Origin of the sequence: Nostoc cf. commune SO-36 (assembly GCF_023734775.1) — a bacterium.
Taxonomy (GTDB): Bacteria; Cyanobacteriota; Cyanobacteriia; order Cyanobacteriales; family Nostocaceae; genus Nostoc; species Nostoc commune_A.
The window spans coordinates 4,492,524-4,509,818 of sequence record NZ_AP025732.1 but is presented as its reverse complement, the minus strand read 5'-3'; the positions used below and the strand labels follow the sequence as shown (position 1 = coordinate 4,509,818).

The 17,295-nt window shown below is 41.4% G+C and carries 11 protein-coding genes and 1 pseudogene; 5 read left to right on the top strand and 7 right to left on the bottom strand.

Going from position 1 to position 17,295, the window contains the following annotated elements:
• Positions 1–6: 6 nt before the first annotated feature.
• Positions 7–2,505 (bottom strand): annotated as a pseudogene (gene ppsA / locus ANSO36C_RS20300) (phosphoenolpyruvate synthase).
• Between the two features lie 288 nt (positions 2,506–2,793).
• Between ppsA and ANSO36C_RS20295 the strand changes: the two are divergent.
• On the top strand, positions 2,794–3,201 hold the full coding sequence (locus ANSO36C_RS20295) for a hypothetical protein (protein WP_251955971.1): 408 nt from the start codon (positions 2,794–2,796) through the stop codon (positions 3,199–3,201).
• 413 nt (positions 3,202–3,614) lie between these two features.
• On the opposite strand, the gene ANSO36C_RS20290 is transcribed toward ANSO36C_RS20295, so the two are convergent.
• Positions 3,615–4,052, bottom strand: coding sequence for a DUF29 domain-containing protein (locus ANSO36C_RS20290; protein ID WP_251955970.1), 438 nt, complete (start codon positions 4,050–4,052; stop codon positions 3,615–3,617).
• Between the two features lie 242 nt (positions 4,053–4,294).
• Entirely contained in the window at positions 4,295–6,223 is a 1,929-nt protein-coding gene (locus ANSO36C_RS20285; RefSeq protein WP_251955969.1) for an alpha-amylase family glycosyl hydrolase, read from the bottom strand.
• A 348-nt stretch (positions 6,224–6,571) separates the two neighbouring features.
• Here ANSO36C_RS20285 and ANSO36C_RS20280 point away from each other — a divergent pair, with 348 nt between their 5' ends.
• On the top strand, positions 6,572–7,621 hold the full coding sequence (locus tag ANSO36C_RS20280) for a tellurite resistance TerB family protein (RefSeq protein ID WP_251955968.1): 1,050 nt from the start codon (positions 6,572–6,574) through the stop codon (positions 7,619–7,621).
• A gap of 166 nt (positions 7,622–7,787) precedes the next feature.
• Here ANSO36C_RS20280 and ANSO36C_RS20275 read toward each other — a convergent pair whose 3' ends face one another.
• The gene (locus tag ANSO36C_RS20275) at positions 7,788–8,606 is read right to left on the bottom strand and encodes a carbonic anhydrase (RefSeq protein WP_251955967.1); all 819 of its coding nucleotides are present in this window, start codon (positions 8,604–8,606) and stop codon (positions 7,788–7,790) included.
• Positions 8,607–9,301: 695 nt separating this feature from the next.
• On the opposite strand from ANSO36C_RS20275, the gene ANSO36C_RS20270 reads away from it, so the two are divergent.
• The 3 genes from ANSO36C_RS20270 (at position 9,302) to ANSO36C_RS20260 (ending at position 14,216) form a co-directional block, all read left to right on the top strand.
• Positions 9,302–11,176: a serine/threonine-protein kinase gene (locus ANSO36C_RS20270; RefSeq protein WP_251955966.1), complete on the top strand. Its 1,875-nt coding sequence runs from the start codon at positions 9,302–9,304 to the stop codon at positions 11,174–11,176.
• A 58-nt stretch (positions 11,177–11,234) separates the two neighbouring features.
• Positions 11,235–13,112, top strand: a complete 1,878-nt coding sequence (locus ANSO36C_RS20265) for an HAD family hydrolase (RefSeq protein WP_251955965.1) — start codon at positions 11,235–11,237, stop codon at positions 13,110–13,112.
• 885 nt (positions 13,113–13,997) lie between these two features.
• On the top strand, positions 13,998–14,216 hold the full coding sequence (locus tag ANSO36C_RS20260; protein ID WP_251955964.1) for a hypothetical protein: 219 nt from the start codon (positions 13,998–14,000) through the stop codon (positions 14,214–14,216).
• A 63-nt stretch (positions 14,217–14,279) separates the two neighbouring features.
• Here the strand turns inward: ANSO36C_RS20260 and ribD are convergent, their stop codons facing one another.
• The 3 genes from ribD to mreC all read right to left on the bottom strand — a co-directional run bounded on the left by ribD (position 14,280) and on the right by mreC (position 17,242).
• Positions 14,280–15,497 carry a bifunctional diaminohydroxyphosphoribosylaminopyrimidine deaminase/5-amino-6-(5-phosphoribosylamino)uracil reductase RibD gene (gene ribD / locus ANSO36C_RS20255; RefSeq protein WP_251960391.1) on the bottom strand — a complete coding sequence of 406 codons (1,218 nt, stop codon included), beginning with the start codon at positions 15,495–15,497 and terminating at the stop codon, positions 14,280–14,282.
• Between the two features lie 308 nt (positions 15,498–15,805).
• Complete coding sequence (gene mreD, locus ANSO36C_RS20250) at positions 15,806–16,423, bottom strand: rod shape-determining protein MreD (RefSeq protein ID WP_251955963.1); 618 nt, start codon at positions 16,421–16,423, stop codon at positions 15,806–15,808.
• 24 nt (positions 16,424–16,447) lie between these two features.
• On the bottom strand, positions 16,448–17,242 hold the full coding sequence (gene mreC / locus ANSO36C_RS20245) for a rod shape-determining protein MreC (protein ID WP_251955962.1): 795 nt from the start codon (positions 17,240–17,242) through the stop codon (positions 16,448–16,450).
• Positions 17,243–17,295 lie beyond the last annotated feature (53 nt).

Sequence of the window (17,295 nt, the reverse complement as noted above, 5' to 3'; positions counted from 1 at the left end):
TACTAATTACGAATTACTACCCTCAACTTTTGCCACTTCTAGCATTGTCTTTAAAACCGAATCTGGATTCAGACTAATCGAGTCAATTCCTAATTCAACCAAAAACTGGGCAAATTCTGGATAGTCGCTGGGTGCTTGTCCACAAATGCCGATTTTGCGATCGCATTTTTTCGCCGCTTCTATGGCCATTTTTACCATTCGTTTCACAGCTGGACTGCGTTCATCAAACAATCGCGCTACCAACGCCGAATCCCTGTCTATCCCTAATGTAAGTTGAGTTAAATCATTAGAACCAATCGAGAAGCCATCAAATACCTCAGCAAATTCCTCAGCCAGAATAACGTTACTGGGCAACTCGCACATCACATAAACCTGTAAGCCGTTAACACCTTGCTTTAAACCATTTTTTGCCATCTCTGCTAAAAACCAACCGCCCTTCATCGGGAGTACGACAAAACGGAATCATCGGGATAACATTCGTTAAACCCATATCTTCCCGCACCCGTTTCAGGGAATGACATTCTAGGGCAAAAGCTTCTCTGTAGCCTTCATCATAATAACGTGCTGCTCCTCGCCAACCCAGCATTGGGTTTCTTCATGAGGTTCAAACTGTCGCCCACCTAACAAATTTGCATATTCATTACTTTTGAAATCTGACATTCGCACAATTACTGGTTTAGGATAAAATGCTGCGGCAATTCTACCAATGCCTTGAGCTAATTTATCTACAAAATATTGGGGTTTATCATCATAAAGTGAGGTGATTTCAGCAATTTTAGCTTTTGCAAATTCATCTTTTAATAATTCATAATGAATCAATGCCATTGGATGAATTTGAATTTGGTTAGCAATGATAAATTCTGTCCGTGCTAAACCTACACCATCGTTAGGAATTGCCGATAAACTCAATGCTTCTTGGGGATTACCCACATTCATTAAAATTTGAGTATGAGTACGCGGTAAGTTTTCTAAAGCAACTTCTTCAACTTCAAAAGGTAATAAACCTGCATAAACTTTTCCTTCTTCTCCTTCAGCGCAAGAAATTGTTACCTCTTGACCAGGTTTTAAGATTTCTGTAGCATTGCCACATCCCACGATCGCAGGTACACCCAATTCTCGCGCAATGATTGCTGCATGGCATGTTCTGCCCCCAGAATTAGTAACAATTGCACTGGCGCGTTTCATAATCGGTTCCCAATCGGGATCGGTTCTTTCTGTCACTAAAACTTCCCCAACTTGAAACTGTTCGAGTTTTTGAACATCTAAAATTAAGCGGGCTTTCCCTTGGCTAATAGCTTCTCCAATTGCACTTCCTGTAATTAGGGGAATGGGTGATTGGGAATCGGCGAGTGAAGAGTGGGAATTTTCCCCATTCCCTATTCCCCATTCCCTATTCCCTAATAACAACCGATAACTCCGCAGCACATTTCCTGTCTTCTGCGACTGGACGGTTTCGGGACGCGCTTGCACAATAAAAAGTTGGTTAGTAATGCCATCTTTTGCCCACTCGATATCCATTGGAGTGAAAATGCCGTGGACTTGAGAATAATGATCTTCAATTAAACATGCCCAAGTTCCTAGTTGTAAAATCTCTTCATCACTCAGGGCAAATTTACCTCTTTCGCTGGGGGAAACAGAGACATTTTTCGTAAATTTGGAGCCGTCATCATAAATCATTTTTAGTTCTTTACTGCCCAATTTTTTGTCAATAATTGGGCGGAAACCAGCTTTTAAAGTTGGTTTAAAAACATAATATTCATCAGGATTTACAGACCCTTGGACAACGTTTTCGCCTAAACCATAGGCAGCTGTAATCAGTGCTGCATCCTTAAATCCGGTTTCTGTATCAATGGAGAACATCACCCCAGAGGTTGCTAAGTCAGAGCGCACCATTTTTTGCACACCCACAGCCAGAGCAATGCTAAAGTGATCAAATCCTTTGGTGTGACGATAAGAAATGGCGCGATCGGTAAATATGGAAGCAAAGCACTTGTGACAAGCTGCTAAAACTCCTTCAGCGCCGACAACGTTGAGGTAAGTTTCTTGCTGTCCAGCAAAACTAGCATCTGGAAGGTCTTCGGCGGTGGCGCTAGAACGGACTGCAACATCTGTCTCTGCGTTGTATTGTTCACAAAGACTTTGGTAAGCTTTAGCGATCGCCTCCCGCAATTCTACAGGAAAAGGGGTGTGGATTAATAGCGATCGCGCTTTTTTCCCCCGTTCTCGTAAATTTTTGACATCCTCAACATCCAAGTCAGCAAAGAGTTTGCGTAGCTTTGCTTCTAAACCTGCTGATTGAATAAAATAACGATAAGCGTAAGCAGTAGTGGCGAATCCTGTAGGAACGTTAATACCTTTGGGCGTTAGCTGTTGAATCATTTCGCCCAATGAAGCATTTTTACCACCAACTACGGGGATATCAGCAATACCAACTTCATCAAACCACAAAATGAGCGATCGCTCTTGGGAAGATTGAGACAATGTGCTTTTAGATACTATAGTCATAATTACCTTTTAAGTTTATACTCAGTTTGTTAGTGCGTAACCGCTAACCGCAAGGCGGAAGTCAAAAGCCAAAAGTCAAAAGTCAAAAGTATTATGGAATAAACTCTTTAGTGATTTTTAATGGTTCCTCTATTTTCGCGGTGGCGTACTAGTATATTTTTCCATATTCACTTTTAGATATTACAGCTAGTATCATAATTTTGGATTATGAAATTAAATACCAAACCATAGTCCATAAATAACAATTATTCGGGATAATGACTGTATCGGATTCGGACGTAATGCATAATGGCACAACTAGAACGACTGCTCAAAATGGCAGAAGATGAGCTAACAGAGTACAGCACAGATGCCCGCAAAATTGAAAAACTACGGCGCAAAATAGGTTTGTCAGTATCAGCAGCCGAACAGCGAGAAGTCAAAGAGGCATTACTCGCTAGTAAGCAATCTTCTAATATGATTAGTCAAATTGTGGAAGAACAAAGACAAGCAGCAGCTTTACCATTTTGGGGAATTGCTGGATTGGGTTTGTTATTCGGAATTTCTTTAAATCAACCTGTATGTTTGTTAGCTGCTATAGTTGGAACTGTATTAGCTTTTAGAATTCAAAAATGGGGTTGGCAATTACAGGCAAGTCGTCTATTGTTACAAACATTGGAAGATATTGAAGCGCGTATTGCCCAACCGAATAAGTAACATAACAGATCCATTTTATAGAGAAAATATTTCTATATACTTGTATTTTAATATACGAATTTATTGCATAGTTACTTGATTGACGCCTCGTAATTACTTAACAATTCCTTTGGGATCACCATAGCAAAAAAAATTAGATATTGGATTTGATTCAGATATTTATTCATATAATTTGCGTACAATAAATGCTACATGACCTTTTGACAGTAGGTATTTACCATAACGATGGGTTGTTTCAACTTCAAAGCCCACGCGCTGGAGTTCACTTTCAACAGTTGTCGCTTCGTATAACCCAGGATTTCTAAAATACCAGGAGCAGATTTGAGAGCGAAGTCACGGAAACCGTCATCATGAATAAACGCGAGGTCTTCTTTGTACCACTCATTCATATTGCTTAAGATCGGCAGTCTAACTCAGAGGAAGTCAGTATTAAGAACTTGTTCCACAGTAAAAGGACACTCAAGGGGAAAAGTTTCTATTGGTTTTTGAGTTTCATTTGCTGCATCTCTACGAGCGCGTCGATAATATTTCTGTATCCACTCCCAATCCTCAAGAAAGCGCTGCAAACTGGGAGTATCTTCCAAACAATCTTGAATTTGGTTTCGGCTGTTAGAGATTGTATTAACCCAACTTTTGGTTTTTCGCTCTGGTTGATATTGGCATTTGAGTAAGTGCATTAAAAGTAGCTGCAAATAACTTCCAAGTTCCTTTTGTTCACTCCGACCCAAAGCCTCTAGTTCCTCTACCAAATGTTCAACGTCTAACTCAGCCCAGCGTCCTTTCTTCAGGCACTCAGCTTGTTGCTGCGTCCACACTAGAAAGTCTTGATTATAGAGTGTTGCTTTACTCATCAACAGTTACCCCTTTGTTTTCAGCAACATTTCGCCTATTTTTGTCCAATGCAGTGCTTTACTAGACATCTGCAAAAATGAATTGTTTTGACGTAGCACTGCTACGTCTCTACAAGGTTTATAGGTGATGTATATTCAATTTCTGGAGATATCTAATACAGTTTTTCTCCTTGCCCCTCTTCTAGCATACCTTTCAGCTTTGAGGATAAATGTACCTCGTAGCTGCCGGAAGTGCTGTATCTCTACGATTCTCTTCCCGACGCCCAGCTGTCACGCCATTTTACAGTACCTTCTTTCGCAATCACCCAGCGACGATTTACCAAATTTTCGCGCAGAGGCGATCGCCCTTCCCGCCACATGGCATATTTATAAGCAATCAGCTTACCAGTACTCTCATCAAAGGGAATTTCAGCAGACCAAGTATTCGGGTTGATATACTCTAAAGGATATGCTTTACTGATATCCCAGTTGCCCAACTCTGGGCAATCTCCTGTCACCACAATGATTTCACCGGGTTGGGTATCCACGCCAGTGAGTTGAACACGGACAATTGTCTGTGCTTTGATCCGTTCCCCAACGTGGCTGAAAACAAGCACTCCCCGTTCTTCTAATACCAAGTTATAAATCTTGCCGTCTTTTACCTCATACTTATTGCGAGTCACTATGCAAGTATGTTCGCCATCAGGCAATTCTGTTTCTACTTCTGGTAGAGTAACTTCTCCTCCCCGGTTTAAAGCGACAAAACACACAGAGTCACGATAGCGGCGTACATAACAGTAAACATCTGGTGTTAAGTATTTTTGCCAGTGGCTACCCATTGATACGGCTGGATTCAGTCGCCGTAAGCCAGACAGCAGCCTAATGCAACGATAAACTTCAGTCTCAGTATCCCAATTTTCCATCATCGGGCGGTTATAGGGATCGTTACCGCCATCGGTGTCGTCATGCAGATATTGTTCTGTACCGTAATAGATGCAGGGAATACCGCGACAGGTCATAATTAAGGCGATCGCAACTTTCAACATCGCTGGATCAGGGTTCAGCGATTGGAAGCGGGACATATCATGATTATCGATGAAGGTAACTAACTCTGTAGCCCCGTTGTAGCGATAATCTTGGTCAAAAATGTATTGAATTGTCTCGAATCCCATTTCTGAACCTTGCCCTAATGCGGCTCGAATTGCCACACACAAGCCAAAGTCTAGGAGTGTCATGCCTGAGTGGTTAACAAATTCCACCGAGCGATCGTCAGTAGGATTACTGTAAATCCATTCGCCAAAAATGAATACATCTGGTTTGTGATTGGTCATATCACCAGTGAATTCTTGCCAAAACCAGATAGGCATGTGCTTGACAGTATCCACCCGCAGTGCATCTACACCACGGTCTAGCCATTGTTTAATGGCTGATTTGATATACTCACGATATTCAGTATTATTCTCATTGAAGGTTGCTAGACCAGATAGTTCACAGTTCTGTACTTGCCAATCGTCTTCCCAGTTTTGCACTTCGCCATAGTGGTGATACCAATTATTGACATCATCATTGAAATCAGCAATTTTCACGCCATCATCATACAATTCACCTTTACTACCGCTAGTGTCAGGGCTGCTATGGTTGCAGACAATATCTAGCACCAGCTTCATATTCCGCTTGTGCAGTTCTGTAACTAGCCGATCAAAGGTCGTATTTTTTTCTTCTTGCGTAGCGTTTAAAGAAGGATTTTCTCCATCAGCAATGTAGCGAGGATTTAGCCGCTTAAAGTCTTTTGTCCAATAGCCATGTAGCGCTGCATTTCCAACAAATAACTCTTCAACCTGCTCAAACAGTGGAGTTAACCAAAGGGCTGTCACTCCCATGTTTTTGAGATAATCTAATTTATCGATGACACCTTGCAAGTCGCCACCCCAGTATTTACCCCAATCTTGTCTAGTTGGATCATGCAGTTCTGAGTTTGCACCTTCGCTGTTGTCTGGATCGCCATCATAAAAGCGATCAACCACAAGAAAGTAAATGGTTTCCTGACGAAATTCAATATCTCTAGTGTAAAGAAACTCTAAATCAATCTCAGTATCTGATGGTGGTGTTTCTATAATAGCTTGTACTTTTTCTTGTGCAGAATCAACTTTATATTGATCTGGTGAAAACTGAGATGGAGGGGTTTGTACCATAAAAGAACTCAAAATTTCATGTAATTCATACTTGTAGACCAACAGTACAATGTTTCGAGTATTGTGTGTTGTTACAAACTTTGGTATTGTGACATCTGTCCTACGGTGTAGGTATCTATCGTTAGCTAGTTTATAATTCTATCGATAGACATAATTCATCTGCTAGAAGATAAAAACAAAGGAATATAGCAACGCTTAATTAGTGCTGGAGATTAGCTACACCTGAGCAATACTGACTAAATCACGGATTAGCCAACTTTTTCTCTATAAGATTCGCTGCATTGGTAAACTGACCATTGTCACTTTCAATCTGTTATTACTATCAAGGAATTAAGTCAGGTAGCATTTATGACTAAATATGACAAGGTTTTTAATTCACCAAAGACATCAGAGGAATCGCTAAGTCCAGAGGAAGCAGTAGCGGCGATCGCAACTGTGACTGCGATCGTGGATTCAGTGATTGAAGATGTAGATGCAGAAAGTTTAGCGGGTATCCTCTGGGAATTTGAGGTTTTCGAGGAATACTCAGAAGATGAAATCACCGAAATAGTTGATAGACTCATCTCCATTGCCGAAGAAGAGGGAATTGGACCCCTGTTTAATGCCGCGAAAGTATCTCTTTCAGATGAATTAGTGCTGGATGGTTTTGCTGCTGGGGTGATAGTACTTTTAGACGATGAACTCGCCATCCCGAAATCGAAACAAGCCTACCTCAAAAAGCTACAAGCAGCTTTAGACTTGGAGGATGAAGAAGCAGAGGAAATTATCAAGGAGGTAATCGCAGCCTTTCAAGAAGCAGAAGATGAAGAATATGCAGACGATGAAGATGAGACAGTAGTCATCGAAGATTTTAGCGAACAGACATATCAATCCCCATTAGGCAATTTTACCGTGCCGATTCCTGTTGATCCGCAACAGGGCGGGAGAATTCAGAGTCAGGAAGGAGTAGTTGGCTTTTCTGATGACATCGGTACTCTGCTGAGAATCGATTATTATCCTTTTCCTCTGGAACAGTTAGAAGAACTGGAATCTGTTGGACAAGAAGAATATTTACAAACAATTTTAGTAGACAAGTATATACCCCAAGCGATTTTCGCCAATGTACCAGACGCTTCTGTGGAGTATACCGAGTATCTGGAAAATACTTTGCGAGGCGCTTACTATGTATTAATTGATATGCCCAAAGGTTCCACCATTTCTAAGCAAGAAAATAATGGAACTGCGATCAGATTAGATGCGTACCGGGGACTGCTCTCCTTTATTAGTGGTGAATTTTTGTATATAGTTAGTAGTCAGCACAGCTTTATTAACGGCGAAACTCCCGATTCCGTTGAAGAAGAAGCTGAAGACATCAAGGAAAGTATTTTAGAGTTTGTTGATACTATAGAATTCACTTAGGTAGCTGTAAACCTTAGTTAATTTTTTCAAACTTTAATAATTCTAGGAATATTTTTTAAATCACAGATGCAATCGTATCTGTGATTTTCATTACTTTTTGACCGATTAAAAATACTCTCAAGTCAGCCTCAAAATATCCGTTACTTTTGACAATTTTGTAACATTTTTACTTTCTTGTTGAGCCTCGATAAATTCGCTCCATTTGCTCTGGAGAAAGCACTGTCATTGGAAACCATTCATGTGTGGAAATAGGGGATTCCTGGGACGATTGAAATGCCCGTTGTTGAGTTTTAGTGAAATGTATCTCCACATTGCTAGCTAAAGGTGAGCTAACTAACGTCTCATCTATCTCCGATGGGAGAAGCTGATTTTGAGGCAAGACATAGGCGTGCTTTTCTGGATCGTATGCCAATATTTCTCCTGTCTCGATTTGATAAATCCAAGCATAAATACTAAGTTGCCCTTGATGGAGCTTAGAGTGAATCACCGGATAAGTCCGTAAATTTTCGATTTGGGTGAGTACATTCTCAGCAATAATTACTTCTAAGAGTTCTTCTCCTTCGTAGTGGCTATAATTGTCTTTCACCAGTCGTCGGGTTGCCTCTGCATACTTAAGCCAGTCATGTACAAGCGGCATTTCTACCCGCAAGCTGTCTAACTTCATTAACCCTTTCATAGCACCACAATGCGAGTGACCACAGACAATAATTTGTTGAATATCTAATGCCTGAATCGCATATTCAATTGTTGCCCCTTCACCGCCATTAGTTGCACCAAATGGTGGAATAATGTTACCTGCATTGCGGATAACAAACAATTCACCTAACCCAGCTTGTGTAATTAGGTTTGGATCGATACGCGAATCAGAACAAGTAATAAATAGTACTCTGGGCTTTTGACCATGAGAAAGTTGTTCAAACAGTTCTTCATTGGCGGAAAAATAACTGCTTTTGAATTCGCGCAAACCTTTAATCAATTTTTTCATAGCAGTACCTAAATGAACAAGTAATAATTATACTTGAAGTTTCTGGTTAAATAAAAATTTAATTCTCAAATTAATAAAGCAGGGACGCGCAAGCAAGAATTGGTTTAGATTAATAGTATCTATAAACAGATTTACTCAATTGATCGGTTTGTGCCATTGCACTATCGGCTTAGTCAAAGGGTAAAATTTGTTGTTGTATTGCTTAAGCAGTCTTGCCAAACCACCCTCTTTGGTTGCAGTTTTAATGTGAAATTAATCTGCAATTGGTAATAAATTTGCTATTTTTCTCCTTCGACTCTCTAATTTCCCATTCCTCATTCTTTATTTGCACAAACAATCCCCTACTGCGGAAATTTTGGCAACAGCTTTTTAATGATTATCTGCTTTCGCCGGGTCATCCCCCCAGCACGACAGCAAGTCCTTGAAGCTTAGGCTTTCTCTCGAAATCTCAGCTATCTTAAGTTTTTCCAGTCTTGCAGCCCGCAATGCAGACCTAAAAGCTATGTCTATGATGGTCTACGCCTACGCTAAAAGGATTCACGGCATCACTCTGCCAATAAACTATTAAGAACGGATGGCGTTCTTATCTCAGTCTTCATAACTCATGAACTCATCTGATGTACATTTGGAAAGGGCGATGTCTGACGACAAGCCCAGAGGCGAAATGTCTCCGGTGTCTACGCTTGTGATTTCTCATGACAATAACCCTGCTAAACAATCGCTATCAAGTTATCCAGGTAATCGGCGCTGGTGGGTTTGGCGAAACCTTTCTAGCAGAAGATATCCACATGCCTTCTCGCCGTCGCTGTGTAATCAAGCAACTAAAACCGATAACCAATAATGATCCGCAAAACTACCAGCTTATCCAACAACGGTTTGAACGGGAAGCAGCAACCTTAGAGTTTTTGGGTGAAAGTAGTAACCAAATTCCGAAACTCTACGCCTACTTTTCTGAAAATGGACAATTTTACCTCGTCCAAGAATGGATTCACGGGCAAACCTTAACAAAAATTGTCGAAGCCAAAGGATTTGAGAGTGAAGTTGCTGTTCGGCAAATTCTCTTAAGTCTGCTTTCAGTTTTAGATTATGTCCACAGCAAAGGCATTATTCACCGAGATATCAAACCAGATAACATTATTCTGCGTTCTGTTGATAGCGAACCAGTTTTAATTGATTTTGGGGCAGTCAAAGAAACAATCCGTTCAGTGGTTAATTCTCCAGGATACCCTACGCGATCGCTCGTCATTGGTACACCTGGCTATATGCCTAGTGAACAAGCTGTTGGCCGCCCAGTTTACGCTACAGATATCTACAGCTTAGGCTTAACAGCGATTTATCTGCTAACTGGTAAACACCCGCAAGAACTACTAACTGACCTCAAAACTGGGGAAATACTTTGGCAAGATCACGCCCCTCATGTCTCTTCCCAATTAGCGGCGATACTTAATCAGGCAATTAAACCTCATGCTGGCGATCGCTACAGTACTGCCAGTAAAATGTTATATGCTTTGCAGTCTGCTAGTAATATACCTCCTGAGTTAGCTGCAAATACTCCCACAGTAATTTTTTCTCCCACTACATCGACTCGACAAACTCAGCCATTATATTCTCCGCAAAACAATTCTGCGTTAGCGAAGCTTACCGAAGGTATCGCACCGTCTTCCTCTAGTAGAAACTGGCAAAAACCTGCTGTGATTGTCAGTAGTTTGCTGATAGGTGGTTTGCTTAGTACAGTAGCAATTTCTAACATCACTCGTCAGCAAAAACCAGAAACAACTATTGCCACAAGTCCTACCCCATCGCCAGAATTTTTGCCCACTCCTGCATCTACCGAACCGCCTGTTTTTTCCCAAACTTCTCCAGTCCCAGTTGTACCGACTTCACCAACACGACGGCGAGTAATTCCCGATCCTTTGCCAACCTCTGATCCCCCAGTTGTATCTATACCACAGCCAGAAAAAGAGCTTGTAACTTCAGATACTCCAGTGCCAGTAGCAGTATCCACACCACAGTCAGAACCAGAGAATGAGGCGCTGCCTGCTTTGGGTAATGCCAGCCCAGTTCCCATACCCGAAATGCGTTCCACGCCACAGAAGAAGCCGCGCAGTAAATTAGCTGCAACTACCAGCAGGCAAAGCGTTCCCGCATTCCCTACAGGTACACCAAGAAACATCGTAGAAGCTACCCTTGGCAAACCAAATCGAGATTTAAGAGGCGTATGGGGTAATACCCGTGCTGTCGTTTACAAATTAGTGCCAAATAAAATTGACCTTGGCTACTTATTTGATCGTAATTCTAAAGTACTGCGTCAAACTGAGGTATCTTTTGCCGAATCAGTAGACCCGCAGGTAATGGAGACTACATTAAATGGAATGTTACGTGGGCAAGCCACTGAAGATATAAAGCAGGGACTCAAACAAGTACAACAGCGTCAGTCTGATAATTTTAGTTTTAATAATGGCTCAGTCAAGGGTCAAATTATCCGCCAACAATGTAATTTTATTTACATCAGCATTTGGGATGTAAATTTACATGATTTTGTGAATCCATCTACAGCTAAACAGTGCTAGCTTATTAAGCTACGGATAAAACAAAAAAATTACATCAGTATATCAAGCTATTAGCCTTATGATAATAAATACATTCGGTGACAGTGATGAAACCCCCTTGCCCAATGTAGCAAATATTGCTGAACTTGGAGTCCCCGTAAGTGATGTAGTAGATATTGCCGAACATGAAGCTGATGTAGGAAATATTGCTGAATTTGAAGTTCCCTTAACTGATGCAGTAAATATTTCCGAACCTGAAGCTTCCGTAGTTAATGTAGTAAATACAGCACTTCCGGCAGCTATGAGGTACATCCTCAAAGCTAAAAGCTATGTTAGGAGAGAGGCAATAAGAAAAACTGTATTGCATAATAGCGGGAAGCGCTGTATCATTGAAGCTGAGACTTCCGTCGCTGATGTAGTTAACATCATTGAAGCTGAAACTTCCGTCGCTGATGTAGTAAACGTCATTGAAACTAAGACTTCCGTAGCTGATGTAGTTAACATAATTGGAACAGCGCCGGATGGTACACTTATCCTAGTAGATTTAGATGAAACTCTCTTTCTACGGAATTCCACACAAGAGTATCTCAACACTTTAGAACCCCGCATTCTTGGGTACTTATTGCTCACCCTGTTGAATGTTATCAAACCGTGGAATTGGCTACCAGGGAAAATTAAAGGAGAGGTTTCACGAGATTGGATACGAGTTTTAATCGCAACCATAGTTTTTCCCTGGACTGTAATTTTGTGGCAATGGCGAGCTAAACAGCAAGCTCAAGCTTATGCCAATACTACCCTGATCCAGGCACTTACTAAGAATGCAAATTTACGTGTAATACTAGCCACCCAAGGGTTTGGTTTTATTGTTCGTCCCCTGTGTAAACATTTACCCATAAATTTTAATGATGTCATCGCTTGTCGATTCTGGCAGGGAGGGATAGATAGACAGCGAGGAAAACATTTCTTAGTGACAGCATCACTGGGAGAAAAGGAAGTTGCTCGTGCGATCGCAGTTACAGACTCAGTTGATGATAACCAATTACTTGCATCTGTAGCAACTCCATGTTTAGTTATTTGGCCAGAAGCAAAGTATGTTTCAGCTATGGCTGATATTTATATCCCGTTTTTGTATCTAGAGCGAGCAAAGCGGCCAGGTAAAAAATTTTTTCTGACCAAGGTATTATTGGACGATCTTGTGGTCTTGATAGTATGTTTGAGTTTGGTGAATAGCCAACCAATTATTCATGCCATTAGTATGTTTTTTTTAATACTTTCTTTCTGGTGCATCTATGAACTAGGCTATGTAGAAAATGACACAGTTGCTGAACGGTTTGAGAAAAAACCAACGCTTTCAGAAACGTACCAAAAGTATAAGAACCGAATCAATGTATGGCAGGCTTGGCTTTGGTCTGTAACTTTCGCGGTTCCTGGACTAATTATTCTGGAATTGACTAAAGTTGTCTCAAGTGATAAAAGTTTTGCTACCGAAATTAGTGCCTTAGACTTAGTAGCAATTTGGACTAATATGGCATTGTGGATCGGTCTACTCGTGTTGGTACGAGTGAGTTACTATGCTTACAACTTTGTTGATAAGCAGACACGAATTTGGCTTTACTTTATATTGCAAGCTTACAAGTACTTTGGTTTTCTGGTAGTCACAAAAAGCAATATCATTGGGTCGATATTATTCACAGCACAAGTGATTAGTCGCTGGATACCTTATTTTATTTATCGTATGACTAAAAGTGAGTGGTCAAAAGATTTACCAAATCAACTGGTTCGTGTCTTTCTGTTTGTATTTATACTTTTCGCCGTCGCGCTAGGGACTGAAAATATTTCTATATTAATGAATTGGCAGACTTTGATAATTTTCGTTCTGTGTACCTACTGGGCAAGACATCAGATTTTGAAAATAGTCAATGAAATGCATCCAATTTCCCAAGATAAATTAAGATAGTAACAACCTTTCATCACATACGTAGACGAAGAAGTTGTTTTAAAAGTTTTAAAAGGTTTAACACTCGCTGAAAGTTCGGAAGCAGACCACCAAGCCATTGAGTTAACGACTTTTATTTATAAAAAAAACATACGATAGCATAATTGTAGTATGTAAAAGACATTGCATTACTAGATCATCTTAACGGCTTTTATATATATATAGACTAAGAGTACTCCAAGTAAAAAAATGCTCAATTGTCATTGCGATCTTAGAGAAGCAATCGCAAGGGCTGGGATTGCTTCTCTACGATCGCAATGACGGATTTTGGATCATTTATTTTTTGGAACACTCTAAGAGGATGTTTTAAAAGTCCTTTTGTCGGTAGCAAAACGTTCTAGATCCCCCTAAATCCCCCTAAATCCCCCTTAAAAAGGGGGACTTTGATTCCGGTTCCCCCCTTTTTAAGGCAGGGCTGTTTCATTCGATCTCTTAAAGATTTTATCAAGAGTATAAGTCAGAAATTTGCTTGACTAGGACAAATAAAAGCTACCACCTCAACGAGTAAATTTCAGTGCGATCGCTATTTTCTTACCCAATCAGATTTTTTAGTCACCTGACTTTTTTGCTTGAAACGCTTGTAAATCACCGCCTTTTAGGGAATGAAACAGCCCTGCCTTTTTAAGGGGGGCTAGGGGGGATCATTAAGTGCCTAAAATCACAGCCAAATACTTTTAAAACATCCTCTAAAGCGACAGGTATGAAAGTCTACATTTTTATAAAGTTATAAATACCATTATTAAGTTTTTAATAATACTTATATCAACTTCTACATTCATGTCGTAAAGTTCGATCAAAATTGTGTAATCTGAAAACAGCAAAGCTAAATTATTCAATTGAGGTTTGATGACTCCTACAATCATGCGTCAGCTTTGGTCAGTGGTTGAAACCGCCCAAGCCAAGCTCCTCTTACAACTGGATGATGCTAACTTGGTGCAGTGGTTAGTGAAACAAACCGAAACGCAAGTGTTCTTAGATTCTAACCAAAGTGATTATCTGTGCCACTACATTCAATCTCGGCTAGCTCTTATACGTGATATTGCCCATGAACGTCAGTGTTCATGATGCCTACGGCGGGCTACGCCAACGCAAAATCACGATAAATTGATTGATAGTCAAGTGTTATTACTATTGACTATTAGTTTTTTGAGGAAAATAACCTTCTACTAAGCAGTCAGAACCTACTACACGCCAACGAACACGTTCTAGAGACAACGCCTCAGTCATGGTAGTAAAACCTAAATCGCCCACTGGTGTGGGAGCAATACTACCACCAATGATTTTTGGGGCAATAAATGCTAAAACTTTTTGTATTGCTCCTTGAGCGATCGCACTAGCAGCTAGGGTACCACCACACTCCCACAACACGCTACAAAAACCCCGCTCATATAAGTACGCCATTGCCTTATCTGGTGTAAGTGATGTTAATTCCACCACCTCCACACCCTGTTTGAGCAACAGTTCTTGAAAATCGGGATTAGCACCTTTCTGTGTCAACACCAAAGTTGGAGCATCCGCAGTTTGCCACAGATGGGCACTTTCCGGTAAGTTGAGATGGCGACTCATTACCACCCGCAGGGGTTTATGTGCCTCTACCTGACGAGTGGTTAAATAAGGATTATCTTGTCGAACTGTATTACCGCCGACAATTATGGCATCGCAAGCCGCCCGCAACTGATGTACTTCACTGCGGGCTTCTTGGCTTGTCACCCAAGCGCTATGACCAGAGGTAGTAGCAATTTTGCCATCTAAAGTCATGGCATATTTTAAAATTCCCAAAGGTCGTTTGTAGAGAATGCGATGAACAAAAGCTTCATTTAGCTGACGGCAGGCTGCTTCTTCTACTCCTACCAACACCTCGATCCCCGCCGCACGTAAACGGGCGATACCACCTCCAGCTACTAGTGGATTAGGATCAACCATACCCACCACTACTTTTGCCACCCCTGCTTCGATCAATCCTTCCGAACAAGGGGGAGTACGCCCGTAGTGATTGCAAGGTTCGAGGCTGACATAGATTGTTGCACCACGAGCGCCGCCAACACCTGCTGCTTTTAAGGCAAACACTTCTGCATGAGGCTCACCGGCACGAGGATGAAACCCTTCGCCAACAATCTCACCATCCTTGACAATTACCGCTCCCACTAAAGGATTTGGCGAAGTACGGCCTAAAGCGCGGCGGGCAAGTTCCAAACACCGCAGCATCATGCGAGAGTCAAAGTCACTTCCTATCTTTTCCTTCGGTGGTGAATTCGATCCAACTGCTGACTCCACTATTTGTATATTTTCCTGAGTGTCATTTGGTAAGGATGCATCTGCTTGAGCGACCACTGGGGAATTATCCATAATTTTAGGCAACACTGTAAATATTCTGCACGCGATCGCGCAGCCTTTCCACAAGAGAATCCCGCTTTGCTCCTGATAATTAAACAGTAATATCTAGGCGCTATTAGTCGTTGTGTTAACTTACATGAGTCTGTAATATTCACACTTACAGTTCACTGTAGCTTGAATCCATATTGCCAGAGGTTGCCCAAATTCCCCAAATATTTAGGTAGGTTACAGGTAACAGGAGATAGTTTTCTTTACTCTCACCTGTTACCTGTAACCTATTCCCTTCTTAACAGACACGATTAATCGCGTCTCTTCCTTGACTATTGCTCCAACAATTTCATCCTCTGCCACCAAAGATTTAGGGGATAATAGACGACAGGCGCCCATAAACTACTCAGAATGGCAGAAGCAAGGGCGACACGCTGGTAATATGTCCAAATATCTGTCACCTTGCGCTCATTGCCAAGCAAAGTTAATTGCAACCCAAAGATAGTTTCTGCCAAAACTGCCAAAACAAAGACAATTACAGCAATCGAAATAAAATCTTCTTCGATAAAACGCTGTTTCTGGAGCAGACTAGTTAAAGCCCCCACTATCCCTAAGCTAATGGCATGAGAAGGGTTAGGTGATGTCATTGAATCTTGAAGTAGCCCCAGAACTATACCTGCCAATGCTCCGGCAAACACCGTGCGCTTCACACTCCAAGCTACTACCCAAATTAACAGCCAGTTAGGGCCAATACCCAATAATTCCATACCTGGCAGACGGGTTGGCAATAATAATAAACATAACAGTACAGATCCAACCGTCACTATCCAACTCAACAACTTACGTACAGCAGGATGCCAACGAGGAAGAGGCTGGATTGGGAATTTTGATTTTCGCTCTGACGATTTTGGCTTTTTCTGCCTGCTACCACCGAATGCAGGAATTTTCATTTTTATATGGATTTTTTCAAAGAATTACTTAGACTTTTGCGGCACTTTATTTGCCGACTCTTGGTTTTCTGGCTTTGGATATACAGCTACCCAATCGAGAGAGCGGATTGGCGGAAAAAGCTCAATTTTCGCCACTGATGCGGGGAGTTTCTTTAAATCCAGCGATTTAATTCGTCCTACTGCCAAGCCAGAGGGAAATTTTTGGCTGTAAGTAGATGTGGAAACTAAGTCTCCTACCTTGGCATTTGGGACTTTTTCATAAAATTCCAGTACAGCTTCTGCAGAAGAATCTCCTCGCAAAACGCCTTTAGCTGCCGTGCGGCTTACGGATACACCCACTTGACTCTTGAGGTCACTGATTAACAACACACGGCTAGTATTGGGAGTTACACTCTCCACCAAACCCACTAATCCGCCATCTGCCTTGACTATGAAGCCTTCCTGAATCCCCGCATTTGTACCGCGATTCAGGGTGACTTGTTGCCACCATTGGTCAGCACTACGTCCTATTACCCGTGCTGGAATCGGGCGTGATGCCAGTGGCTCTTTTTCCACATAGCCTAATAAATCTTGTAATTTTGTCTTTTGACTTTCCAAATCTTCTATACGGGTTTGCAATTCCAATATCCGGGCGTCTCTGAGACGTTCTTCGGGAGTTGGCCTTGACTGCAACATCTCTAACGGACGGGTAATTGCTTGGTATGTCTCAAACACCAATTCACCTTGAGTCTGTCGCAATATCCAAGCACTACCAACTACTAAAGCTAACAACCCAATTTGTAACCCTTTACGATCCCACCAACGCCGTATTGTCACCATATATACCTTTGTATACTTATATAAATTGAGTTCTACTTGGATTCTATTTATAT